Origin of the sequence: Argonema galeatum A003/A1, assembly GCF_023333595.1 — a bacterium.
Lineage (GTDB): Bacteria > Cyanobacteriota > Cyanobacteriia > Cyanobacteriales > Aerosakkonemataceae > Argonema > Argonema galeatum.
Map to the genome: position 1 here is coordinate 23,708 of NZ_JAIQZM010000004.1, position 24,983 is coordinate 48,690.

Consider the following 24,983-nt stretch of genomic DNA (forward strand, 5'->3'; position numbering starts at 1 on the left):
CACTTTATTATAGTTCATCTAGCTTTTGAGTGATTTTGTGTCCCCAACTCCCGAACCTACCCAGGAACCGAATATTTTAGGCAAAGTTGCCAGCGTTGTTGGTTTATTGGGTGCTGCACTTTTCTTTACTGGTTGGATTTATCGCTGGTCGTATTTCTATTTTTTTCAGTTGGAAATAACGACGTTAGATTTACCGCCACAATCATTTCTTCTTGTTCCCCTACAAGTATTTTTCGGAAGCTTTGCATCTGTGGATAGCTTATGGCAATTAGGCAAAACAGTATTGGTAGCTATAGCCACGCTTATCTTAATTCAACTAACACTCTGGTTGCTGCAATTATTTAGTATTTGGGTTGCAAAAATACTCAGATGGTTGCAATTTTTAATCGCTTTGGTGTTAACGGGCTTGATTTGGTTGATTATCAAGATAATTGAGTATTTTAACAAAGAATTAAGCAAATACCTAAATAAGTCTAAATTTGCTTCTGCCACTCAACAACCGAGGTTATCAAAACTTATTATTTGGTTACAATTACTAGCGGGGTTTATCATTAATAAGTTGAGTGCGATTAAATTTAACCCGCTCAATTTGCGCCAATCTTTTTTGGATGAAATTATTATAGTTACAGGCATTCTGATCGCTCTATTTTTGCTAGCACGGGATCAAGGTACTATCGATGCAAGACGAGATGCTGGCTCAAATTCTACTTTACCCGTCGTTACTCTAGTTGCGCCTGAAAACCGTTTAGCCTTGGGACGTAAATTCGATAATGCGTCGAAACCTCCTACAGGAAAAGGCTACCATTTCATTGGAGATAAAGGTTTATTTAATGACTTAGCGCCACGACTACGAACAAATACGGCTGATTCAAACGATCCGCTCGTTTGGCGTTTACTAATGGAACGTGGTGGTTGGATTTATCTGTTTCCCGCCTTACCCCCAAATGCAAATCCTAATGATCGTCCTCCAGTTATCGCCATTCAAGAAAGTCAATTAGGCGAACAATTGATGATTCTTAGTCCCGATGTGTCGAAAAAGCGATCGCCCTAATAGCTCAAATTCAATAGGTACGTTGTTGCGCTTTAGCGCTCTTTTAGCGCTAAAGCGCAACAACGTACCTAATATCGATTCCGAACAAGAGCAAATTGAACGAATTAGCAACTTGAGTTAATAAAGTATAAATGCCAGAGGTTTGAACCGTGCGATCGCAAATTGTGGTAAACTATCAAAAAGATATGTTTCATCCGACTACCAGGGTCGCAGCGTCGAGCAAAAACCCTAATCCCTAATCCCAAATCTAAAATTATTAATCTAAGTGAGGACGGACAACTATGGCACAACTAGCACAACAAGAATGCACCGCCTGCACAGCCGATTCGCCCCGCGTCTTAGCAGCAGAAATTGTAAAACTTTCGCCGCAGATTCCCGACTGGAATATTGTGGAAGAAGAGGGCGAATCTCGGCTGAAACGTATCTACAAGTTTCCCGATTTTCTGAAAGCCCTAGACTTTACCAATAAAGTTGGCGACATAGCGGAAAAAGCAGGCCATCACCCAGCTTTGCTCACCGAATGGGGTAAAGTAACAGTAAGCTGGTGGACTCATTCGATCGGCGGACTGCACAAGAACGACTTCATCATGGCGGCGAAAACCGATGAAATTGCTAGTCAGGTTGCTGAAAAGAAGTGATTAGACCTGTTGCAAAAGTCTTGGAAACCCCTCCCCCTAACCCCCTCCCCGTCCACGGGGAAGGGGGGAAATCTCTGTGGACGGGGAGGGGGGAAATCTCTGTGGACGGGGAGGGGGGAAATCTCTGTGGACGGGGAGGGGGGAAATCTCTTGTCCCCTTCCCTTCATTTGGACGGGGAGAAATTTCTTGTCCCCTCCCCGTCCACAAAGAGGGGAAAAATTTTTTGTCCCCTCCCATCCACAAAGAGGGGAGAAATTTTTTGTTCCCTTCCCGTCCACAAAAAGGGGAGAAATTTCTTATCCTCTTCCCCTCCACAGGAGGGGAGAAATTTTTTGTTCCCTTCCCGTCCTGTGGAGGGGAGAAATTTCTTGTCCTCTTCCCCTCCACAGGAGGGGAGAAATTTCTTGTCCCCTCCCCGTGGACGGGGAGGGTTAGGGTGGGGTTCTAAACATTTTTCCAAAAAGTCTATTAATAAATTCATCAAGATAATCTCAATACAATCTCACCCTTAATGAGTTCCCCAAAAACGATGAGCAATCAAACCGAAACACCTTTACCCCTGTTACGCACTCCCCTATTTGAACTAGCGGTAGAATTGAAAGCGCGACTAACTCCTTTTGCCGGATGGGAAATGGCTGTGCAGTACACTGGTATTGGGCAAGAACATCAGGCAATCCGAACCAATGCGGGGATGTTCGATATCTCCCATATGGGCAAATTTACCTTGCGGGGTCAAGAGTTAATTTCCAAACTTCAATACTTGGTGCCGTCGGATTTAAGTCGCTTGCAACCAGGTCAAGCTCAGTATAGTGTGCTGCTGAACACCGACGCCGGGATTTTGGATGATATAATTTTTTATTACCAAGGACAGGATGACTCTGGGGAGCAGTGGGGAGTGATGATTGTAAATGCTTCCACCAGAGCAAGAGATAAAGCTTGGTTGTTGGCAAACTTGGAATCAGCTAATGTTACTTTACAGGATCTCTCCAAAGACCAAGTTTTGATTGCGGTTCAAGGGCCGCAAGCTGCCGCACATCTTCAGCAATTTGTCAAGGAAGATCTTACGCCGATTAAAGCTTTCGGTCATTTGGAAGCCACGGTATTAGATAAACCGGCTTTTATTGCTCGGACTGGTTACACTGGCGAAGATGGGTTTGAGGTGATGGTTGACCCAGCGGTGGGGATGCAATTGTGGCGCAGTCTGATTGCGGCGGGTGTGGTTCCCTGCGGTTTGGGTGCCAGAGATACGTTGCGCCTGGAAGCGGCAATGGCACTTTACGGACAGGATATTGACGATCGTACCACACCTCTGGAAGCTGGTTTAGGTTGGCTTGTTCACCTCGATACTAAAGGCGACTTTATCGGTCGTTCTGTTTTGGAGGAACAGAAAGCTGCTGGGGTGCAGCGTCGGTTAGTAGGTCTGGAAATGCAAGGACGCAATATTGCGCGTCACGGCTACCCGGTGTTGCACAATGGGGAAAAGGTGGGAGAGGTGACAAGTGGCAGTTGGTCGCCGACAATGGAAAAAGCGATCGCACTTGCCTATGTCCCCACTCAGCTATCTAAACTGGGTCAGCAACTAGAAGTCGAAATTCGCGCTAAGGCTTATCCCGCTGTTGTGGTCAAAAAACCTTTTTATCGCGCTTCTTATCGAGCTTCTTAGTTTAACCTGGTATAGCTAGGGACTAGGGGTTAGGGGCTAGGGGCTAGGGACTAGGGTCAGAAGGGTTTATAATCCGCCAACGTTTCAGGAATTCAGAATGTCCTAACCGCCAAGGCGGTTGCTATAACACAATAAATAAAAACTAGCTTGGCTGCGTAACAACATAATAAACTAATTACAAAACAATGTTTAAAATGAAGTTATTGAGTCGAGCCGCGTTGACCAGGTTAGGGATTTTCAGCATCATCCTTGGCGTCATCCTTGGTTGGGGTTGGTTTACAACGATAAGGATGCCATTCAGCAGCTATCGCAGACAATTACCACCCCTGAATCAGCAGCAAATCAGTCTAGAAAAAGCACTGCATCAGGATGTGGAGATACTTTCGGGCAAGTTGGGAGAACATAACTTTTCCAACTACAAAAACCTAGTAGTAGCAGCTAATTATTTAGAATCCTCTCTGGCAAGTGCTGGTTATAAAGTAAAGCGACAAACATATAAACTTGGTAAGTATAACTATGATAATATAGAAGTCGAAATACCAGGATCGAACAGAAAAGATGAGATTGTAGTGATTGGCGGTCACTATGATTCTGTAATCGACAGTCCCGGTGCGAATGATAACGCTACTGGTGCGGCTGCTGTGTTGGAATTGGCTCGTGCTTTGGCTGGGAAAAAACCAGCACGCACTCTGCGTTTTGTTGAATTTGTGAATGAGGAACCGCCGTTTTTCCAAACTGCCGATATGGGAAGCGTAGTTTATGCGAAACGCAGCCACAAAGCCGGTGAGAAAATCGTGGCTATGCTCAGTTTAGAAACAATGGGTTACTATTCTGATGAACCGGGAACTCAGAAATATCCATTTCCACTTAATCTTGTTTATCCTTCAAGTGGCAACTTTATTGGATTTATTGGTAATATCAAATCTGGAGACTTGGTAAGAGAAGCGATCGCATCCTTCCGCCGCCATGTCCAATTCCCCTCGGAAGGCGCAGCACTACCAGCGCAAATTCCTGGTGTCGGCTGGTCAGATCAATGGTCTTTCTGGCAAGAAGGCTATCCGGGAATCATGGTAACAGATACCGCTCCCTATCGCTATCCCTACTATCACACCGCACAGGATACCATCGATAAAATTAATTTCGATCGCTTGGCGCGGGTAGTAGCTGGGTTAGAAAGCGTTATTGGCGACTTGGCGGGGATTGAGATTGACGAACCAGTTGAACAAACTCGCGTAGACTTTTAGTATAGCGATCGCTCGCCACCTCGTTAAGATCCTGATTATGATCTGCACCCTCCACCCACAAAAAGCGCTTCGGTCCATTCGCAGCAGCAAAAAGTTGTTGTCCGTGGGAGAAAGGAATCACCGAATCGCTTGTTCCGTGAATAACTAAAACCGGAGAGCGTACCCTTTTAATTTTATCGATATTAGCGAACTTGTCGAAAGGTACAATAGGGATGCGCGTCACCACAAGAAACGCCTTGGTAAACGCGCTTTCCACAATCAAACCCGCCACTGGTTTGCGGGAAGCCAAATCCACCGATGGGCCGCCACCAACCGATCGCCCATATATTATAATTTTCTGGGTAGGAACATTCAGCTTAGTTGTCAAATAATTGTAAGCGGTGTCGATATCCCGATAGGCATTGCTTTCTGAAGGCGTTCCCCCACTCGTACCGTAACCCCGATAATCGTAGGCAAATACCCCAAACCCCAAGTCGTGCAATTCGCGCAGCATCGGTAACATATCTCCCAAGTCTTCAGCATTGCCGTGACTGTACAGGATAGTGTAAGTTGCTTTAGAATTGGGCAAGTAAATACCTGATATCTGCACACCATCAGCAGCAGTCAGCTTGAGAATATCCTTGGTGTCTTGATAAGTGGAGGGTTGAGGCTTAAAGATCATCCAGTCCGTAAAAAAGTAGCCGTATATGCACAAAGAAGCGTAAATAAATATGACAGAACGAATCAGTCGTTTAAGTGAAAAATCGCCTATTAGCAGGCGTCTGAGAGTTTTTTTGTCCATCTGAATTAAATTAATTTGAGGCTGATTTCTAATTAAGCTGAGGCGCATTTAAATTTTATAGCCAAATTTGATGAAATTCTTGTGGGGAGGGGGCAAGGGGCAAGGCGTCCCGCCTGCCCAAAAAATACAATTTAGATGCGGAACAGCTTAAAACAAGAATATAACAGGGAAAAATAACCGAATTAGATAGTCTCTCGATAAAAATGTGGCATGATTGCAAAGCAGGTAGATTATACTATTAATGGCTATAAAGTCAATGAAGTTTTACAATAGTAAATCTTTATGCCTGACGACTGAAGTTGCGGCGTTGCGCGTACTCTCGCCTGCCTACGCAGCGTCAAGAAACTTTGGTATTTTAATTTTAGACCGTGTAGGCGGTCTTTGTTCGTTTAGCCGCGCCTTTAGGCGTCAGGCTGCCCGATAATCTTTATTAATAACCAGCATCTGCCACTTTCCGCCTGCGTGCGATCGCGCCATCTGCTTGCAAAGCTACCTAAACTATAATCTTTTACTTGAAAGAGTGAGGAAGTGTAATGTCCTTAGAATATCCCGATGACCTCAAATACCTTGACAGCCACGAGTACGTGCGACTCGATGGCGAGATTGCTACGATCGGCATTAGTGCCTTTGCGATCGACCAACTAGGCGATATTGTGTTTCTCGAATTGCCAGATATCGGCGAAAAGCTGACAAAGGGAGAAGCCTTCGGAACCGTTGAGTCCGTTAAAGCCGTTGAAGACCTTAACTCTGCGGTCACTGGCACGGTTGTAGAACGCAACGAGTCTATGGTAGAGTCACCGGATATAGTGGCGGAAGACCCCTACGGCGAAGGCTGGTTAATCAAGGTTCGCATCGACGACCCTGGTGAACTCGATGATGCTATGTCCGCTGATGAGTATCGCGCCGAGGTGGAGGGCGAGTAGCGATTTTAGATTTTAGATTTTAGATTGAATTGCCGATCTAAAATCTAAAATCCCCCGGAGTCCTGCTGATTCGACTGACTTCGGAATTCTTGTTACAAAGTAATAAGGAGTCAATTCTGGAGAGGATACTGTGGTCAATTACACCACTCATAAGCAGTCTAGCAGTCAGCAGCAACTAGGAGAAATTGAACTAGATTCAAATTCCTTCCTTTGGCGGCATATAGGCCCGACGCCGGAGAAAATCCAGCAAATGCTGGAAATACTGGGCATTCCGACCCTTGACGCCCTGATTGAGCGAACAGTACCGCAAGCAATTCGGCTGAAGAATTCCCTACAACTGCCTTCATCCCAGAGTGAGTACGCAGCTCTTGCTCAATTAAAACAGATTGCGTCTAAAAATGAGGTGTTTCGATCGCTCATTGGCATGGGCTATCACGACTGCATCACCCCACCTGTTATTGGTCGCAATATCCTGGAAAACCCAGGCTGGTACACCGCCTACACGCCTTATCAAGCAGAAATTGCCCAAGGACGTCTGGAAGCGCTGCTTAACTTCCAGACAATGGTTATAGATCTAACAGGTTTAGAAATTGCCAATGCTTCCTTATTAGATGAAGCAACAGCAGCCGCAGAAGCCATGACCATGAGTTACGGTCTGTGCAAAAATAAGGCAAAAGCCTTTTTTGTCTCCAAAGACTGTCATCCCCAAACCATTGAAGTATTGCAAACCCGTGCTAAACCCCTAGACATTGAGATCGTTGTTGGGGATAATCAGACGTTTGAGTTCGATAGACCAATTTTCGGGGCAATCTTGCAATATCCTGCCAGCGATGGCACAATTTACGATTACCGAAATTTTATCGAAAAAGCTCATGCCGCCGGTGCCTTAGTCACAGTAGCAGCAGACATTTTGAGCCTGACTCTGCTTACACCCCCCGGCGAATTTGGAGCGGATATTGCGGTAGGAAGCACCCAGCGCCTTGGAGTTCCCTTGGGATATGGGGGGCCTCACGCAGCTTATTTCGCCACCAAAGAAGAGTATAAGCGACAAGTTCCAGGGCGAATTGTGGGCGTATCCAAAGATGCAAACGGCAAAACAGCATTGCGTTTAGCACTTCAAACTCGCGAACAGCATATCCGCCGCGAAAAAGCCACTAGCAATATCTGCACTGCACAAGTTTTGCTGGCTGTAATTGCTTCTATGTACGCAGTTTATCACGGGCCAAAAGGACTTAAGAAAATTGCCGAAAATATCCACAAACTGACAGTAACTCTGGCAGCAGGATTGCAGCGTTTAGGGTATAGTATCGGTTCTGAACATTACTTTGATACTTTGCGAGTGGAACTGGGAACGCGCAGTCTAGACGAAATTATCGAAACTGCCCAAAGTCATCGTATTAATCTGCGGAAATTGGATACAACTACAGTAGGCATTTCCCTAGATGAAACCACCACAGTTAAAGATTTGTTAGATATCTGGGAGATTTTTGCAGGTGGAGATGTTACCTTTACTGTAGATGAAATCGTCGCCGATTCATCCTTAAGAGAAACATTTGTTCGCCAAAGTAGCTATCTCACCCATCCAGTCTTTAACTGCTATCATTCCGAAACCGAACTTTTGCGCTATCTGCATCGTTTGGAAAGTAAAGATTTGTCGTTGACTACATCAATGATTCCGTTGGGTTCATGTACGATGAAGTTGAATGCAACGGCAGAGATGATACCTGTAACTTGGCCGGAATTTGGCAAGATTCATCCGTTTGCACCTCAATCGCAAACGCGGGGTTATCAAGTTTTGTTCCAGCAGTTGGAAGAATGGTTGGCTGAAATTACCGGATTTGCAGGAGTTTCTCTACAACCAAATGCAGGATCTCAAGGCGAATACGCGGGACTGTTGGTAATCCGTCAGTATCACGAAAGTCGGGGTGAAAGTCATCGCAACATTTGTTTGATTCCTGAATCTGCCCACGGAACTAATCCTGCTAGTGCGGTCATGTGCGGTTTCAAGGTAGTTCCTGTTGTTTGTGACACGCAGGGAAATATTGACTTAAATGACCTCAAAAATAAGGCTGAAAAACATAGCAATGAACTTGCTGCTTTGATGGTGACTTATCCATCTACTCACGGCGTTTTTGAGGAAGAAATTAAGGACATCTGCGCTATTGTTCACGCGAACGGCGGACAAGTTTATATGGATGGGGCGAATATGAACGCCCAAGTGGGATTGTGCAGTCCTGGTGATATTGGCGCGGATGTCTGTCACTTGAATTTGCACAAAACTTTCTGCATTCCTCACGGTGGCGGTGGGCCTGGAATGGGGCCGATCGGGGTGGCACAGCATTTGGTGCCGTTTTTACCGGGTCATTCTGTTGTCCAAATGGGAGATGAAAATCCGAAATCGATTGGTGCTGTTTCCGCTGCGCCTTGGGGTAGTGCGAGTATCCTGGTGATTTCTTGGATGTACATTGCGATGATGGGTGGCGCGGGTTTGACCCAAGCAACTAAGGTGGCAATTCTGAATGCTAACTATATTGCGCGTCGCTTAGAGTCTTATTATCCAGTTCTTTATCAAGGAAAGGCTGGTTTTGTGGCGCATGAGTGTATTTTGGATTTGCGATCGCTCAAAAAATCTGCCTCTATTGAAGTGGAGGATGTTGCTAAGCGTCTGATGGATTACGGTTTTCATGCCCCTACGGTATCTTGGCCTGTGGGGGGTACGGTGATGGTGGAACCGACGGAAAGCGAATCTAAGGAAGAATTAGACCGTTTTTGCGATGCGATGATTGCAATTCGCCAGGAAATTGCGGAAATCGAACAAGGTAAGGCAGATACTCACGATAATCTGCTGAAAAATGCACCCCACACGGCAGAAAGTCTGATTACTTCGGAATGGAATCATCCCTATTCTCGCGAACAAGCTGCTTATCCCGCGCCTTGGACTCGCGAACATAAATTCTGGCCTGCGGTGGGGCGCGTTGACAATGCGTTTGGCGATCGCAATTTTGTCTGTTCTTGTTTACCGATGGAGGCGTATTCGTAAGACCCCACCCCCAAACCCCCTCCCCGTCTACGGGGAGGGGGCTAAGATTTTCCCCCTCTCCGTTGCGGGGAGGGGGCTAAGATTTTCCCCCTCTCCGTTGCGGGGAGGGGGCTAGGGGGTGGGGTTCCCTTGAACTTTTGCAAGAGGTCTTTTAACAAAAAAGAAGCGATCGCATTTGGCGATCGCTTTTATCCCCCAGACCCTATAACTTTTATGGGCAATGCTATTTCATCTGCCAAGAATACTAGCAGTATTGTCTAACTAGCTGCTTTGATTCTCTTTCCAACATCCGAAGCAAATCGCGATCGCCTCTATCTCTAGCAACTTGCAGGCGGTACTCCAGACGGCGACGGATATTAGCTAAGTGAGTTTCTTCCACTTCATCCAAAATTTTGCGACAGCTGCCAGAGGTTGACATAACTCTAACAGGACTCTCTTCTGCTGCTGGTGCAGTAAAACAAGCTTCTGCGGTTGCACGAGGATTGGCGCAGTAGTTAACACCGCGATATCTTAAGTGAGGCGTTGGTTGCGGCACCGGAATATGTCTAGGATAGCTATATCTCCAATCTTGACCCCGGTATTTACCGCCAATCTCGCCTTCAGTAAATTCGCCGGTAGGTATATCGTTTTCGTAGGTAGCACCGCGATAACTGAATTGCATAAATTTGGCCTCCTATGGAGTTATCTAAATCGGGGTTAAAAGTTAAGTAAAGCGATCCCGAAGGCATCACTGTTTATTTACAGTAGCGCTCTGAACGCTCACTTTGGTGTGATCCCCGACACAAAAATAGCAACTTTTTGTAAATTTCTGTATCTTATGCTACCGTTTTTAGATATTTAGCAAAAAGTTAAAATACATTGAGAAAGTACATCTATCCTTAGACAGATGTGTGGGATGGCTCAAGGGGAGTTGTGAGGCGACAGCTGTGCAGTCACGTCCCCAAATGCGATGGGAACTCCCCTCAATCCCCCCGCAATGGGGGGAGGTAAGAATAATCTCGCTTCCTGATTCGTTTTTCTGGTGAGCAAGTAGGTGCAAGATATGAGGTAAGCTATATTCCTTCGAGTCAAAAGTTAGTAAATTTGGTGCGCTCGCCTAAAATAAAATTATCGCAACTCTTGGTGATGTCAATTATACATTTTTTAAGCAGCGAACGCAAGTGATATCATCAATTATAATTACTTTTTTTCATCTAAAGGGGAAGCACCAGGTTTGGCATTCCCCTTTAGTTGGGAGAAAACCCGATAATCCTCCCACTCAGCAATCGAACGCTCATCTGAATTATCATTATTTATCTTAATTAAATTATATTCCACGTCTTCAGCATAAATAGTAAACGCCACATTAAAAACTTCCACAAAGTTAATCACCAACTGACAGTCTGACTCGGAAAATTTTTCATAGTATCGAATCAAATCGGCGATACCCCCTTCTAGACGTAGGCGAGACGGCTTGCATATCAAAACGAGCTTCAGAAGTAAAATTACTAAAGTCAGTGGAGTTTTTTGAAAAATTAATAAAAGAAACAGTTCCGAAGGTGACTGACAATTTTCGGTTGTTAAAAACTCAATGACTCGTTCGCAAGTTTTTAGTAAAAGTAGCTTGTTTATTGGTTCTGCGTCATAACTCTCATAAAGATCGTTTAACTTTTCACTTAGCTTGACATTGAGAGTTGTTGCCAACTGTTTATTAGCCAAACTAAAAATTAGATATTTCTGAAGGCTACGCTTGAAATCTTTGTAGGTAAGATGTTGAGTTTGGTGAACAAAAATATTAGCTAAGTTTACATAATTGAACTGCCCTCGTCTCGCTACAATTATTTTAATCAGATTAAGTACTTCATCTCCCAAACCAGTTGGATTCTTTAGCCTCTTGTCTCTTGTTCCAGCAGACGCGGCACGAGATGTGTACATAGCTAGGTCGAATTTAAACTTATCTTTCAGTTGTTTGGATAGCGTTCTAGCGGCTTTGCGTTGTTCAATTGGGTTGGTGCGATCGATGTATTGAGGAACTAACAAATAAGAAGTATAACGGTAACTCCAGTGACCTTTTTCCCGGTCTTCATGTTTCAAGGCAAACATTTTTAGGTCTTGGTAGTCTTTACTATTTATAAAATTTATTAGCCATTTTTTAATGCGATTATCTTTCCAAAAACTGGGTTTTTTACTAATTAACGGATCTGAAAATATGGCAATTAATTCACGAATCGCTTGATGCTCTCTGGCCGCATCCCAGTTGTTAACTAAAATATAACAACAACGCTTGAGCGTATTTTTAAATTCTGACTCATTATTGGCCAAAACAATTTCATGAATCGCCTGTGAAGGTGCAGAGTTTACATTTTCAACCAAATTAATAAATAGGTCTTTAAATAAAGACAAAACAAAGGTTGGGTCTTTTATCCTTACAAGATCTAACAGCAAAGTGTAAATAGTTTTCTGGGAGTCATAAACAAGACGGCGAGCTTGTGTATTTAACTCAACAGGTAGTTCAGTTTGCCGATCATCTGGTAAAACATCCATAACGCTCCCTGATTCTTTATAGCGGTTTTCACTTGCATGAGGTATAGAGAAACCGGGTAACTTCTGCGAAACCCGGTTTCTCTGTACCTCACTCACTTGACGCGATCGCCTTTTTTAACTGAACCAAAAACATAGACTCGTTTGCAATCCTTCTCCAGAAGGATTTTGACTGCAAAAGTTGTAATTCCCGTCGGCTTCATTAACTCAGTTAGGACTTTCGCCAACTGTCACACTCAAATCGACTTGTAGGGTGCGTCAGACTTTCGTTCTACGATTATTATCGAGGGTTTCAGGTTCCGGGACACCCTACCATATATGCCAGTTGCGTAAGTCCTGTAAGTTAAAAAAAGAGCGATGTTAACATCGCTCAAAAGAAATATAGCCAGATGCGGTTAAAGTCTGTCATTTTGCTGCTTCTAACTGATCGACGCGCAGCCACATATTCGGAGTTGGAACTTTACCAAACTTCACCAGGGCATACTCACCCCGCAAGTCTACAACTTCGCCTTTACTATCAAACAGATAGGGTGGCCAGCGCGGATCGCTGGCTTTAGCTTCTAGACTATTGTCCAACTTTTCCCGAACAGCGTGAACTAGATCGCCTTTTTTTATTGCCATAGCCTGCCCTTTGAGAATTTTTTCACTTCTTTATTCACAATTATCAGCTACTCGTAGAAGTTGTTACAACATTGCGATCGCACCTGACCCCTCTTCCCTCTTCCCTCCCCCCTCTTCCCTCTTCCCTCTTCCCTCTTCCCTCTTCCCTCTTCCCTAGTCCCTAGCCCCTAGCCCCTAGCTACCTCTGACACTGGGGGCAAAAATGAGACGATCGGCCCGCCAACTTAAATCGTCCAACAGCCGTCCCGCAGACGCGACAAGGTGATCCGGCGCGTTGATAAACCCAAGCGACACCGCCATAGTTACCGTTAACGCCCTGGACATTCAGAAAATTGCTAAAAGTCGTTCCTCCGGCCTCAATTGCCGCTTGCAACACCTGAATAATGGCACTGTGCAAGCCCTCGATTTGCTCTCTGCTCAAAGCCGAACACAGCGTCGTCGGTCGTACTTTGCTTACAAAAAGAACTTCATCTGCATAAATATTGCCCAGTCCAGCTACCAACTCCTGATCCAAGAGTGCCGTTTTGATGGCGCGGCGGCTGTTTTGCAATTGTCCAGCCAAGTACTCGACGGAAAACTTAGGTGAAAAAGGGTCAGGCCCCAATTTTTTTAGTCCCGAAATCACGTTTTCAGGTTTATCTGTCGGCGCTACCCACCACATTTGACCGAAAGTCCGTTGGTCAACAAAGCGCAACTCGCGGCTTTCTTCAAAAAACAGTCGCACCCGCGTGTGTTTCTGTAATGGCTCATCCCGATGCAGCCACAGCAGCTGACCTGTCATCCGCAGGTGAACTCCCAGCCAGCCAGCCAGCCTTGGACTGGGGACTGGGGACTGGGGACTGGGAAGTTCTTTCCCCCACTCCCCCACTCCCCCACTCCCCCACTCTGCTTTTACGAGTTCTGCCAGCAGGTATTTGCCGCGCCGATGCCACTGGGCAATTTTGACACCTTGCAGCCGAGTTAGAAAATCGGCAACAGAAACAGGGTGGGCAACAGTGCGCGGTAGCAACACATCCCCACCCTCTATTTGCCGATCGAGGGTCACGCGATCGAGGCCCCGTCTAACTGTTTCAACCTCAGGCAGTTCTGGCACAAGTTAACGCTTTTCAGTTCCCTGATTGGGGCCGCCTTCGACAAGGGGATCGCTACTTCCAGACTCTGGCTCGGCAGTAGCCTTGGTGGTAGTTTTGCTGGCAGCGCCTGTCTTGCGGATACCCGCTTCGACTGGTGTTTGGTAGCCACCGGAAGGTGTCGTGCCTTTTTTGGCTCCTGCTTTCGCGCCTTCAACTTCTACCAGTTCATCCGGGCTAAAGTTATTGGTGTTGACGCCAGCGTAGTTGACTTTATCAAAGCGAACGATAACTGAATATTTGATGCCGCTTTGATCGATAGAGGCAACTGTTCCTAGATCTTGGAACCAGTAGGACTCTTTGCGGAGAATTCTGACCTTTGAACCACGTTGAACCATGATTGCTTTCCCTTTCGAGATGATTTTCTACCGATTGAGTAGTTGTTTTTCAGAGTACTACCGGATAGTGACGCACTGTTAGCTTTAGTCTTTAAGTTTTGTTGCTATTCTATCCTTAGCATCCGGACGAAATGGGCCGGGGCTAGGGGCTAGGGGCTAGGGGCTAGGGGAAGAAGGGGAAGAAGGGGAAGAAGGGGAAGAAGGGAGGTGTGGTCAAAAACAGTTGGGGACAAGGGGGACAAGGGGGACAAACAACAACTTATGACCGGCACCCCTTCCCGCCAGAAGATTATCTATCATTCCTCTGCACAAGCGCCCCTCTGCCCCTCTGCCCCTCTGCTCCTCTGCACAAGCGCCCCTCTGCCCCTCTGCACAAGCGCCCCTCTGCACAAGCGCCCCTGCTCAAATAGCATAGTAAGTAAGGAAGAGCGACTTTTTAGGCAACTATTTCATCCCTGTATGTTGGCAGCGTGCAGCAGTTGACCTCATCAATACAAACTTTGCCCCACTGCAAAGCCCAACGCACCAGTGCTACCCGGTTGTCGGTCGCTGTTTTGGTCAATATGTTGCTAATGTGGTTGTCAACGGTTCGCTTGCTAATTTCCAGCTTATCGGCAATCTTCTCGTTGGTTAAGCCAGCAGCTACCAACTCGATAATTTGCACTTCTCTATCTGAGAGGGACGCCGGAGCCCCAGATATGCGACCAGCCATAATGGATTCCTATACCCTGTAAATCTACCTATTGTAATTTTACCTAATGCTAAGTCTGAAAGGCTATAATTCCAAAGGTTTGGCATCTGGATCGGGTGCGATCGCAATCAGTCGGAGATCGATGGGACAAGGAATCTTCCCCCGTGCTAACTCTTGACCGCTGGCGCGGTATAACGGGAGAAGATGTTAACTTTTGTGTCGATCGCAGTAAGCTCTTTCTTTAGTTATTGCTATAGAGCATTTCAAGGAATGCAACTGTGAGTCATACCCGTGTTATCTGCTTTGGTGAAGTTTTGTTCGACTGTTTGGCGGATCGATCGGGACGCCCTCTCGAACAGGTTGAATCTTGGACTCCCTATCCTGGGGGGGCCCCGGCGAATGTTGCCTCCGCTTTGGTGAAGTTGGGTACATCAGCTGGATTTATTGGGTGTGTCGGTGAGGATGAACCGGGAAACGCCTTGGTGGAGGTGCTAGACACGGTTGGTGTGGATGTAACCGGGATTCAGCGTCATCCAAGTGCGCCAACTAGGCAAGTTTATGTTTTGCGATCGCTGGAGGGCGATCGCAGTTTTGCCGGTTTTGGAGAGCGCGACACCACAGAATTTGCCGATACCCGCCTACAAGCCTCTAATCTGCCTGTAAGGTTATTTTCAGAGGCAGATTTTTTGGTTTTGGGAACTCTGGAACTGGCTTATCCCCAAAGTCGGGAAGCGATCGCACGAGCGCTCCATCTGGCAGATGAGTATTATCTCAAAATTCTGGTAGATGTCAATTGGCGTTCCGTATTTTGGCCTTACCCAGAACTCGCCAGTCACGTCATCCACGACTTGATGAAGCGGGTTGATTTCATTAAGCTTTCTTCCGAAGAAGCCGAATGGCTGTTTGATACAACCGACCCCTGTGCGATCGCTCACAAACTTAATGACTGCGAAGGGGTTTTAGTAACCGCTGGCGAACATGGCTGTGCTTACTATTTGTCAGAAAGCGAAGGTAAGTTGCCTGCTTTCCCAGTGGATATTGTAGATACTACTGGTGCTGGCGATAGTTTTGTGGCTGGGTTCGTTCACCAAGTTTGCCAGTATGGTATCAGAGCGCTTAGCGATCGCGATACCGCTAAACGCATTGTCACCTATGCCAGTGCTGTGGGTGCTATGACGGCAATGAAACCGGGTGCGATCGCAGCTCAACCCACGGCAGCCCAAGTGGAATATTTTTTGCGATCGCATCAAAATTTGTCTTTTTAAGCACAAAAACATTAACACGCAAAGATATAGGGTGGGCAATGCTCACCCTGCTTATGGAGTTTTTGATGATGATTCCAGAAATAACCAAACAACTTTTAAATGCCAAGAAAGAAAGGAAAGTCAGCTTTGCCGATTTGGAAAAGCTTTTGGGACGAGATGAAGTATGGATTGCCGCAGTAATTTATCGTCAGGCAAGTGCTTCACTAGAAGAAGCAAATAAATTAGTTGAAGCTTTAGGACTAGGCGCGATTTATGCTAAAGAACTGACGGAATATCCTGTGAAAGGATTGGGGCCGATCGTTCCCACCGATCCTTTGATTTATCGTTTTTATGAAATTATGCAAGTTTATGGAATGCCTCTCAAAGAAGTCATTCACGAGAAGTTTGGCGATGGAATTATGAGTGCGATCGACTTCACTTTAGATGTGGAGAAAGAAGAAGATCCGAAAGGCGACAGAGTGAAAGTAATTATGAATGGGAAGTTTTTATCTTACAAAAAATGGTAGAATTAACTCTACCAAATATATTTTGCGAAAATCGCTCAAACCATCCAAAATCATCTGTGTTTCATCTGTGGTAAAAATTCAATCCTGACACTTGGGCAAGAAGTCTACTGATTAATGCAAACGACAATGGTAGTGCTAACATGAGAACAATTGCATTTCCTTGCCGCTTTTGCTAAGGAAATACAGGGCGTAGAAGTACATCCATAAGGGTAACTTTTTACACGAAGCTTGTACTGGACAAGTGAGATATTTGTCTATAACGCCTGTAACTATTGAACTAAATTGAGAAATGTCAGAATCTCTTACACCTCCAACAACCAAGCCTCGCGTTCCCCATTTCTCCTCTGGGCCTTGTGCCAAACGTCCGGGCTGGTCTGTTTCTCAGCTTCAAAATGCCTGTGTTGGTCGTTCCCATCGTTCTGAAGATGGCAAAGCCAAACTGGCAGAAGTGATCGATCGCTCCAAGAAAATTTTAGGCGTTCCCAGTGATTATCGTCTAGGTATCGTTCCGGCTTCCGATACTGGCGCAGTAGAGATGGCATTGTGGTCGCTACTGGGACAAAGACCCCTCGATATCCTGGCATGGGAAAGTTTTGGTCAGGAATGGGTGAAAGATGTCGTAGAAGAGTTGAAAATAGCCGATTTACGCCTGCTGAAAGCGCCCTACGGCAGTTTACCGGATTTAAGCCAAGTTGATTTTAGCCACGATGTCGTGTTTTTGTGGAATGGCACTACATCCGGCGTTAGAGTTCCGAATGGGGATTGGATCGCGGACGATCGCCAAGGATTGACTATTTGCGATGCGACATCGGCTGCTTTTGCGATGGATATCCCTTGGCACAAATTGGATGTCGTGACCTATTCTTGGCAAAAAGTGTTGGGTGGAGAAGCACAACATGGTATAATTGTTCTCTCTCCTCGCGCAGTGGAACGACTGCAAAGCTATGAACCGACTTGGCCCATACCCAAAATCTTTCATCTAGCCCAAAAAGGGAAGTTAATCGAGGGTATTTTTAAGGGCGATACGATCAATACACCCTCTATGTTGTGCGTGGAAGACGCGCTGGATGGACTCAAATGGTCAGAAAGTGTTGGCGGTCTTCCTGGTTTAATTGGCCGTAGCGAAGCTAATTTGAGTGCGATCGCTAAATGGGTTGAAAAGAGCAACTGGGCTGATTTTCTAGCCGAAAAACCCGAAATTCGCTCTTGTACTTCCATTTGCTTGAAAATTATCGATGCTTGGTTTACTAACCTGAGTGCGGAAGACCAAGCCAAATTCGCGAACAAGTTGGCGAAACTGCTAGAAAAGCAGCAAGTAGCTTATGATATCGCCCCCTATCGCGCTGCGCCACCTGGATTGCGAATTTGGGGAGGCGCAACGGTAGAAACCGCAGATATCGAAGCTTTACTTCCTTGGTTAGATTGGGCTTATGCGACTGTGAAAGCGGAAGCTGTACCTGTAGGTTAAGCCGATAATTGCTAATAGGTAAGTTGTTGCGCTTTAGCGCTAAAGCGCAACAACTTACCTACTAGCTACCTGCATGATGTAAAAGTTCATGGTTCATTGCTTATCCCTATTTCCATGTACTATGAACCATCAGCAATTGTCCACTCTTTGCTTAGATTTAATTAGCCATACTTGCAGTTGCAATATCAGCACGGATTAGCTGATACATTGGACTAGAGAACGGGTGAAAATCATCAGGCCAAGGCGCAGTCATATTGCACAACAAACGGAACTGTAGCGGCGTTGGTGCTGGGTTAACGCGCTCTACATGGATATGTACAAGTTCTGGATTTTGGCCGATAAAATTGAAAGCATCATCTACCAAATAGCGAGGGCAATAACCTACAGGGTATAAATCGCCTAGAAAAGTTTCGTTTGTCCGTAACATCAATGCTTTGCGATCGGAACGATTTTGAAAATCGTGAACCAGAAGCAATGGTTCATTCTTCCGAAGGTGGTTAATTCTATCGAGAGATCCTGGTGGTAAATGTCGCAATCCACGTACAAAAAAGTGGATGTGGTACAATCCATTTTCATCCCGTTCTGGACAGGGAAATACCTCAAACTTATCTGTTGCTTTTTGCCCACCACTACGAGCTAGCAACGTAATGGGATCGTCTTCGTGCTGAGGTAGATTCAACAATTCCACAAAATTTTTGTAGTTTGGTCTCGATCGCGACAGCACTCGATTGGAAAATAAAGGAAAAAGTTCAACAGATCTGTATACTTTATTCAGATCTGGCAATGAGTATAGTGGTTCAAATCCACACTTTTCTATGGCTTCAAGGATACCTTTTGTATAAGCAAACTCGTACATTTTTCCATCAAATGTTAATTTGCCGATGGGAAACCAATCTCCACTGTTTGCGTCTTGCCAAGCCAAAAAAAGCGTTTTCATCATCACTGTATAATATGCAGATCGAGTAACCTGCGTTGATTTAACTCAAGGATTTTTTGGGCAAATTTAATTGCTGTTTCTGAGATGCGATCGCTTGGAATACAGCTAAACAAGTCTAATGTATCACTAAGTGATACTTTTTCTAGATAGTCCAGCCATACTGAGGCGGCATCAGGATAGCGACCCGCCACTTCACGAAACACCTCGAAAGTCTTGAGTCGTTTCTTATCCCCAACTTTAGCATAAAAATAGGACAAACATCTTTGCTTCACATATACTTCGACAGAGTAGCCAGCGTCTTTGGTTGTAAGCCTTTCGTGACGTTTTTCATCAGGCAATTCCCTGCCAAGACAGGAACCGTGGTCGTATGTTGGCGCTAGATAAGTCGTTTGCTCCTTTGCCGATGGCTCTTTGTATTTTATCAATGCCCAGTTCTGATGGTGTCTATCGCTGTTCCCAATCCAAGCATCCAAAAGTAAGTATCCAACAAACACATCCACCGCAGTCCCAATGCCGTCTGGTGGTGTCCAGTCAATTGGTAACTGGACAGAGGATTCTTGAATGGCACTGAATACTATATCTATTGTGTGCCTAGACAAATCTTTGGGGTCTTTTGGATAGTCTGGAACTATGGGAGCAAGAACTTCATTACCCAGTATAAGAGTTCCGCCTTCGGGTACAAACGACGGTGAAATAGTGCCGCGTTTGCCGTCAAAGATCGCCAAATGATACTCAGCATGGGGTAGCTTAAGCAAAACGCACAACTCTGATGCTATCTTCTCTGCCCAATCTTCTCCTGTATTGGGTGTAGCTTCTTTACAAAGGCAAAGACCTAAATTGGGATCGCGAAACCAGAACCCTTCTTTGGTGCTTATTGTTTCATACTCTTCAGGCGCATCTGATGGAACTGTAATTACCGAAAAAACCGAACCCATTATTTTTTTACATCCAAAACAATCATCGGAAGCCAGAATTTATAACGAGTTTCAGTTTTGCCGTTGCGGTAAATGCCTTCTAATGATTGCAACATTTTTTTGCTCACTTGTGGGTTGTAAGGTAAGGTGGGCAATGCCCACCCTACGTTTTAACTCAAAAATTCCCTGGGATCGGTGACATATCCAGTCAACGCCGAAGCTGCTGCTGTATATGGCGAAGCGAGATAAATTTGCGCTTGTTTATTCCCCATCCGTCCGGGGAAGTTACGATTAGTTGTAGAAACGCAAACTTCTGGTTCGTTCATGCGACCGAAGGTATCTTTTGGCCCACCCAAACAAGCGGCGCAAGAAGGTGCAGCAGGTTCGATGCAACCAGCTTCTAAGAAAATCTCAGATAAGGTTTGCCCATCATATTTCTGGGTAAACAAATCTTCATAGACTTTCTGAGTAGCAGGCACTAAATAAGTGGGAACTTTGACCTTGCGACCCTTGATAATCTCAGCGGCGTTCATAAAATCAGAGGTTTTGCCACCTGTGCAAGAACCAATATAAACGCGATCGGTCTTGACATCGCGACATTCTCGTGCTAAGGCGCGGTTGTCTGGGGAGTGGGGTTTGGCAACGACGGGTTCTAGTTTGCTGACATCGTAGTGATGTTGGCTGTAGAATTTGGCGTCGGGGTCGGTGTAAACTGCTTGGAAGGGTTTGTTGGTGCGATCGCGCAGATAATCAAAGGTAGTCTCATCTGCGGCCACTGTACCATTTTTACCGCCAGCTTCGATCGCCATATTGCACAGCGTCATCCTCTCTTCCATCGACATCCGTTGCACAGTGCTACCCGCAAATTCCATTGTGCGATAGTTAGCACCGGAAACCGAGATATCCCCAATGATTTGCAGGATCAAATCTTTTGCCGACAAGTAAGAAGGCATTTCGCCATCAAGGACAAACTGCATGGTTGCTGGCACTTTGATCAAAAGTTTACCAGTTCCCATGATGAAGGCGGCGTCGGTGTTGCCGATCCCGGAAGCAAACTGACCGAAAGCACCAGCGTTGCAAGTGTGAGAGTCAGTGCCAAAAAGCACTTCGCCGGGTCGAGTGTGACCTTCTTGGGCGAGGGCTATATGACAGACGCCTTTGTAATCTGGGTTAGCTTTGAAGTTGGAGCGATCGATGATATCGTAGAAATATTTGATACTCTGCTCCTTCGCAAAATCACGCAGGATATCCACGTTGCGGTTAGCGCGTTCGTCGGCGGTGAAGATGTAGTGGTCGGGAATTAGAACGATTTTTTCCTTATCCCAAACTTTGGCATCCGCACCAAATTCGCGCTTGAAAACGCCGATCGTTCCTGGGCCACATACATCGTGGGTCATCAGTACGTCAACGTCAACCCAGATATTTTCCCCCGGTTCAACGACAGACCGCTTGGCGGCGCGTGCCAAAATTTTCTCAGTGAGGGTCATCCCCATAATGCGTTCTCCTGCTTTGATGCTGCTGGCGCTATTTTTTTAATCAGCTGGCTATAAACTATGCTACCTAATGGCTAGAATGCCGAGAAATATAAAATTGTCAGTCATGGTTGCGGATATGACCGATATTTTGTTATATTGTGTATCGTTGCTGGTGTAACTCAGTTGGTAGAGTAGTTGATTTGTAATCAACCTGTCGCAGGTTCAAATCCTGTCACCAGCTTGCTTTAAGAAGACATAAATGGCGATCGAGCTTGGAGATCTTCGAGTGCGATCGCCAAATGTATAATAGCGATCGGCCCTTGAGATTTTCCATCGGTGTCGCTCTTACCCTTATATGTCAGAATCACCTCAATTCCAGAGTTTTGACGAAAAATGGCCGCAGTACTATCAAGCTGTGGCGGGTAGAGTTCCGCGCAATACCTTGCTGACAGCTTTGGAACGCTTCGATAGTGAGGAACCGGGTAAAACGGGACGCTTCGCGGTAGACTTGGGATGTGGGGAAGGTCGGGATGCGATCGAACTGCTGCGACGAGATTGGCGAGTTTTGGCGATTGACGGACACCCAGAAGCTTTTGAGCAGATGTTGGCGCGTCCAGATTTGCAAAATGTAGAATTATTGGAAACTAAATTAGCTAAATTTCACGAAGTTAGTTGGAGGACAGCAGATTTGGTTAATGCGAGTTTTTCCCTACCATTTTGTCCGCCAGAATATTTTCTTGAATTTTGGGATGAAATTGTGCAAAGTATTCGTCCTGGTGGTCGTTTTTGCGGTCAATTGTTTGGCGATAGAGACGATTGGGCAAAAATTCCTACTAACACGCACCACACCCGCGCACAGGTAGAAAAGTTGCTTGACTCTTTTGAAATAGAAGTTTTTAACGAAGAAGAGTCAGATGGCAAAACCGCTTTGTTGGAACCGAAGCACTGGCATATTTTTCACATAGTTGCTAGGAAAAAATAAGAGCGGGTTTGATAGTATCGTTACTGTATATATGTTAAAACTACTTTTAGATATTTTCCCAATCTGCGTACATCTGCGTTTATCTGCTTACATCTGCGGTGAAAAAAATATTAAAATTGATGCCCACCCAGAAAAATCATAGTAAAATAAAATAGACTGAAGTAATAGACAATCAAATGAAAAAGCTGTTACTCATAGAATCACCGGGTAAATCGAAAAAATTAAGCCAAATTCTGGGTGCGGATTGGATTGTCAAAGCTAGCATGGGTCATATCCGAGAACTAGCGCAGGATGGGGAAGATTCGCTAGGATTTGACTTGGAAGGCGATCGCATAAATTGTCGCTATGAAATAAGAGGCGATCGCAGTCACAAAGTCCTCAGCGAATTGCGTCAAGCTGTCAAGCAATCAACAGATATTTATATTGCTACCGACCCCGATCGGGAAGGGGAAACAATAGGTTGGCATTTAGCACAAGAACTGCGATTAAAACAGCCGAAAAGAGTTACTTATACCGAGATTACTAAAACAGCGGTGATGAGTGCGATCGCAAAACCGCGCACCCTCGATCTAAACTTAATCGCCGCCGGGAGAGCGAGAGATTGTCTCGATAAATTAGTTGGTTATAAAGGTAGTAAACATTTAGTTTGGCAACTCAAAAATGGTGCTAAATCGATGGGAAGAGTGCAAAGCGCCACTCTTCATCTAATCTGTCAAAGAGAGAAAGAAATTATTGCCTTTGTCCCTGAAGATTACTGGTCAGTTTGGGTAGAATATAAAGAAGGATTCAAAGCTTTTTATCGCGCTAGTTTAAAAACAGCTAAAGATGATAATTACGAACCAGATGATGCTGGTAAAAATGACACAAAACCAGAATCCGACAAAGTAAAAACTCAAGCCGAAGCAGATAGATTGGTTGCCATTGCCAAAGCCAATCCGCATGGTATAATTAAAATTGAAAAGAAAACCGTAAATCAATCGCCTCCCGCACCATTTATTACCTCTACTCTGCAACAAGCTGCTGGTGCAAAACTGCGGAAAAGTCCAGAGCAAACAATGAAAATTGCCCAGTCACTTTACGAAGCTGGTCATATCACTTATATGCGAACCGACTCGGTAGTATTATCCGAGCAATTTTGTGATGCGGTGCAAAAGTATTTACAAGCAAATGACCCGGAAAACGTACCAGATAAAACAACTAGACATCGTTCCAAACAAGGAGCGCAAGAAGCACACGAAGCAATTCGTCCCACCAATGTAAATCGACTTCCCGCACAATTACAAACTCAACTAAGTGCTGACGAAGCTAACCTTTACGAGTTAATTTGGAATCGAGCAGTTGCATCCCAATGTCGTCCCGCGCAAATAGCAAAAACGCGCATAATTACCCAATCTGCGGATATTTTTTGGGAAGCGAGAGGACAAGTGCTGATTTTTCCAGGTTATACCCGCTACTGGAATAATATCAGCGATGATGTGCAATTACCAACTGTGGTAGAAGGACAAAAAGTTAACTTAAAATCAGCTAATTCTGAGCAGAAACAAACACAACCACCCCCTCGTTATACAGAAGCAAAATTAGTACAATTGATGGAACGCAAGGGAATAGGTAGACCGAGTACTTATTCGCCTACAATTAAAACTTTGAAAGAGCGGGAATACGTACAATTAACTAAAAGTAAATTGCAGCCAACTTCCCTGGGTATGGAATTGGATGATTTTTTAGCAAAGGTTTTACCCGATTTAATTGCAGCCGAATTTACCGCGCAGATGGAATCGCAATTAGATGTTATTGCAGATGGAAAGCAGAATTGGGAAAAATGGCTTACCAGTTGGAATCGAGAATATTTCGATCCCGCTTTAAAGCAAGCAATTCAAGCGGTGAAGGGGTATACTGCTACCGCTAATTCCCATAATTTTGCACCAGCGAAGACGACTGGGAAGGGACGCAAAACCAAATCTGATGCTTTAGCGGAAATATTGGGGAATGAGAATGAGGTAGTCAAGCAAAAGAAGACTCGCGCAACTTCAGATATTTCACCAACAAAGGCGACGGTCAAGCAACGCAAAACAACTGCTGATGCTTTAGCGGAAATATTGGGAAATGAGAATGAGATAGTCAAGCAAAAGAAGACGCGCGCAACTTCAGATATTTCACCAACAAAGGCGACAGGAAGGCGACGTAAAACAACCGCTAATTCTGGAAGTGAGAATAAGAAATCATTTGCTGAAATGACAGAAATTTTATGTCCAAAATGCAGCAAATTGATGGTGAAAGTGCCAACCAAATCGGAGAAAGTAAAAGCCGGACATTTCCTCAGTTGCGATAAGCGCCAAAATGGATGCGGCGCGGTGATGTTTTTGAATGATAAAACTAAGCAATACGAGTTACCTTATGCGGAACGTGCAGCTAAAACACCTGAGACAAAAGATTTAAGTGAGTTTCCTTGTCCAGTTTGTAGTTTACCTATGGAAAAGCATAATTATACTGATAAGAAAAGTGGCGAAACTAAAACAATGTTGAGGTGTTCTAATGCTGAGAATCGGAAAGATGGTTGTAAGGAAGTAGCGTTTTGGTGGACTACGCAAAAGCATTGGTGGTCGCCAACTTTTGGGGAGATAAAATCGAAAGGTAGTTCAAGGTCTCAAAAGAAAAACTTCTGAGATAATAAGAGTCAAATACAATTTGATACACCATAAATCCACATCTACATCTGTGTTCATCTGTGTTCATCTGTGGATATCTGTGGTAAAAAAAATCCAAAAGCTACTTGAACAGGACTTACGCAACTCGCA

24 protein-coding genes and 1 tRNA gene are annotated in these 24,983 nt (G+C 45.1%); 13 read left to right on the top strand and 12 right to left on the bottom strand.

The annotated features are described in order from the left end of the window. Window positions 1–37: 37 nt before the first annotated feature. From LAY41_RS06190 to LAY41_RS06205, 4 genes are all read left to right on the top strand, one after another. Window positions 38–1,051 carry a hypothetical protein gene (locus tag LAY41_RS06190; protein WP_249095359.1) on the top strand — a complete coding sequence of 338 codons (1,014 nt, stop codon included), beginning with the start codon at window positions 38–40 and terminating at the stop codon, window positions 1,049–1,051. 281 nt (window positions 1,052–1,332) lie between these two features. Beyond that, on the top strand, window positions 1,333–1,689 hold the full coding sequence (locus LAY41_RS06195; protein ID WP_249095361.1) for a 4a-hydroxytetrahydrobiopterin dehydratase: 357 nt from the start codon (window positions 1,333–1,335) through the stop codon (window positions 1,687–1,689). Window positions 1,690–2,219: 530 nt separating this feature from the next. Further along, on the top strand, window positions 2,220–3,353 hold the full coding sequence (gene gcvT / locus LAY41_RS06200; protein ID WP_249095363.1) for a glycine cleavage system aminomethyltransferase GcvT: 1,134 nt from the start codon (window positions 2,220–2,222) through the stop codon (window positions 3,351–3,353). Window positions 3,354–3,547: 194 nt separating this feature from the next. Then, window positions 3,548–4,597, top strand: coding sequence for a M28 family peptidase (locus LAY41_RS06205; protein WP_249095365.1), 1,050 nt, complete (start codon window positions 3,548–3,550; stop codon window positions 4,595–4,597). On the opposite strand, the gene LAY41_RS06210 is transcribed toward LAY41_RS06205, so the two are convergent. Beyond that, a complete protein-coding gene (locus tag LAY41_RS06210) occupies window positions 4,533–5,378 on the bottom strand; it encodes an alpha/beta hydrolase (protein WP_338022949.1) in 846 nt (281 codons plus the stop codon). The two genes, LAY41_RS06205 and LAY41_RS06210, sit on opposite strands and share 65 nt — an antisense overlap. 256 nt (window positions 5,379–5,634) lie before the next feature. Here LAY41_RS06210 and LAY41_RS06215 point away from each other — a divergent pair, with 256 nt between their 5' ends. The 3 genes from LAY41_RS06215 to gcvP all read left to right on the top strand — a co-directional run bounded on the left by LAY41_RS06215 (window position 5,635) and on the right by gcvP (window position 9,341). Next, window positions 5,635–5,802, top strand: coding sequence for a hypothetical protein (locus tag LAY41_RS06215; protein ID WP_249095371.1), 168 nt, complete (start codon window positions 5,635–5,637; stop codon window positions 5,800–5,802). A gap of 109 nt (window positions 5,803–5,911) precedes the next feature. After that, complete coding sequence (gcvH, locus tag LAY41_RS06220) at window positions 5,912–6,301, top strand: glycine cleavage system protein GcvH (RefSeq protein ID WP_249095374.1); 390 nt, start codon at window positions 5,912–5,914, stop codon at window positions 6,299–6,301. Window positions 6,302–6,485: 184 nt separating this feature from the next. Next, window positions 6,486–9,341: an aminomethyl-transferring glycine dehydrogenase gene (gene gcvP / locus LAY41_RS06225; RefSeq protein ID WP_249095795.1), complete on the top strand. Its 2,856-nt coding sequence runs from the start codon at window positions 6,486–6,488 to the stop codon at window positions 9,339–9,341. Between the two features lie 244 nt (window positions 9,342–9,585). Here gcvP and LAY41_RS06230 read toward each other — a convergent pair whose 3' ends face one another. From LAY41_RS06230 to pedR, 7 genes are all read right to left on the bottom strand, one after another. After that, complete coding sequence (locus LAY41_RS06230) at window positions 9,586–10,002, bottom strand: DUF4278 domain-containing protein (RefSeq protein WP_249095377.1); 417 nt, start codon at window positions 10,000–10,002, stop codon at window positions 9,586–9,588. Window positions 10,003–10,520: 518 nt separating this feature from the next. Beyond that, entirely contained in the window at window positions 10,521–11,864 is a 1,344-nt protein-coding gene (locus tag LAY41_RS06235; protein ID WP_249095382.1) for a hypothetical protein, read from the bottom strand. A gap of 92 nt (window positions 11,865–11,956) precedes the next feature. After that, window positions 11,957–12,088 (bottom strand): hypothetical protein, encoded by a 132-nt coding sequence (locus LAY41_RS32190; protein WP_275973941.1) that lies wholly within the window; start codon window positions 12,086–12,088, stop codon window positions 11,957–11,959. Window positions 12,089–12,266: 178 nt separating this feature from the next. Further along, entirely contained in the window at window positions 12,267–12,482 is a 216-nt protein-coding gene (gene ndhO / locus LAY41_RS06240; protein WP_249095383.1) for an NAD(P)H-quinone oxidoreductase subunit O, read from the bottom strand. Between the two features lie 178 nt (window positions 12,483–12,660). Beyond that, entirely contained in the window at window positions 12,661–13,575 is a 915-nt protein-coding gene (locus LAY41_RS06245; protein WP_249095385.1) for a DNA-formamidopyrimidine glycosylase, read from the bottom strand. A gap of 3 nt (window positions 13,576–13,578) precedes the next feature. Beyond that, the gene (locus LAY41_RS06250; protein WP_249095388.1) at window positions 13,579–13,950 is read right to left on the bottom strand and encodes a photosystem I reaction center subunit IV; all 372 of its coding nucleotides are present in this window, start codon (window positions 13,948–13,950) and stop codon (window positions 13,579–13,581) included. A gap of 436 nt (window positions 13,951–14,386) precedes the next feature. Further along, window positions 14,387–14,662 (bottom strand): photosynthetic electron transport-dependent transcriptional regulator PedR, encoded by a 276-nt coding sequence (pedR, locus tag LAY41_RS06255; protein WP_249095390.1) that lies wholly within the window; start codon window positions 14,660–14,662, stop codon window positions 14,387–14,389. 257 nt (window positions 14,663–14,919) lie between these two features. On the opposite strand from pedR, the gene LAY41_RS06260 reads away from it, so the two are divergent. The 3 genes from LAY41_RS06260 (at window position 14,920) to LAY41_RS06270 (ending at window position 17,880) form a co-directional block, all read left to right on the top strand. After that, window positions 14,920–15,906, top strand: coding sequence for a carbohydrate kinase family protein (locus tag LAY41_RS06260; protein WP_249095392.1), 987 nt, complete (start codon window positions 14,920–14,922; stop codon window positions 15,904–15,906). A 65-nt stretch (window positions 15,907–15,971) separates the two neighbouring features. Further along, window positions 15,972–16,412, top strand: a complete 441-nt coding sequence (gene cynS, locus LAY41_RS06265; RefSeq protein ID WP_338022950.1) for a cyanase — start codon at window positions 15,972–15,974, stop codon at window positions 16,410–16,412. Between the two features lie 289 nt (window positions 16,413–16,701). Further along, window positions 16,702–17,880: a phosphoserine transaminase gene (locus tag LAY41_RS06270; RefSeq protein WP_249095394.1), complete on the top strand. Its 1,179-nt coding sequence runs from the start codon at window positions 16,702–16,704 to the stop codon at window positions 17,878–17,880. Between the two features lie 157 nt (window positions 17,881–18,037). On the opposite strand, the gene LAY41_RS06275 is transcribed toward LAY41_RS06270, so the two are convergent. The 3 genes from LAY41_RS06275 to LAY41_RS06285 form a co-directional block, all read right to left on the bottom strand. Beyond that, complete coding sequence (locus tag LAY41_RS06275) at window positions 18,038–18,820, bottom strand: DNA-binding protein (protein WP_338022943.1); 783 nt, start codon at window positions 18,818–18,820, stop codon at window positions 18,038–18,040. Next, window positions 18,820–19,752: a HipA domain-containing protein gene (locus LAY41_RS06280; protein ID WP_249095397.1), complete on the bottom strand. Its 933-nt coding sequence runs from the start codon at window positions 19,750–19,752 to the stop codon at window positions 18,820–18,822. The genes LAY41_RS06275 and LAY41_RS06280 overlap by 1 nt, the downstream gene beginning before the upstream one ends. Window positions 19,753–19,901: 149 nt before the next feature. Beyond that, complete coding sequence (locus LAY41_RS06285) at window positions 19,902–21,224, bottom strand: 3-isopropylmalate dehydratase large subunit (RefSeq protein WP_338022944.1); 1,323 nt, start codon at window positions 21,222–21,224, stop codon at window positions 19,902–19,904. Between the two features lie 150 nt (window positions 21,225–21,374). On the opposite strand from LAY41_RS06285, the gene LAY41_RS06290 reads away from it, so the two are divergent. Beyond that, window positions 21,375–21,447: transfer RNA gene (locus tag LAY41_RS06290), tRNA-Thr, on the top strand. Between the two features lie 4 nt (window positions 21,448–21,451). Here the strand turns inward: LAY41_RS06290 and LAY41_RS32195 are convergent. Further along, on the bottom strand, window positions 21,452–21,574 hold the full coding sequence (locus LAY41_RS32195) for a hypothetical protein (protein WP_275973942.1): 123 nt from the start codon (window positions 21,572–21,574) through the stop codon (window positions 21,452–21,454). Between LAY41_RS32195 and LAY41_RS06295 the strand changes: the two genes are divergently transcribed. Together LAY41_RS06295 and topA are read left to right on the top strand one after the other, a co-directional pair. After that, window positions 21,562–22,188, top strand: coding sequence for a class I SAM-dependent methyltransferase (locus LAY41_RS06295; protein ID WP_249095400.1), 627 nt, complete (start codon window positions 21,562–21,564; stop codon window positions 22,186–22,188). The genes LAY41_RS32195 and LAY41_RS06295 overlap by 13 nt on opposite strands. 176 nt (window positions 22,189–22,364) lie before the next feature. Further along, window positions 22,365–24,851, top strand: a complete 2,487-nt coding sequence (gene topA, locus LAY41_RS06300) for a type I DNA topoisomerase (RefSeq protein ID WP_249095402.1) — start codon at window positions 22,365–22,367, stop codon at window positions 24,849–24,851. The last annotated feature ends 132 nt before the right edge of the window (window positions 24,852–24,983 follow it).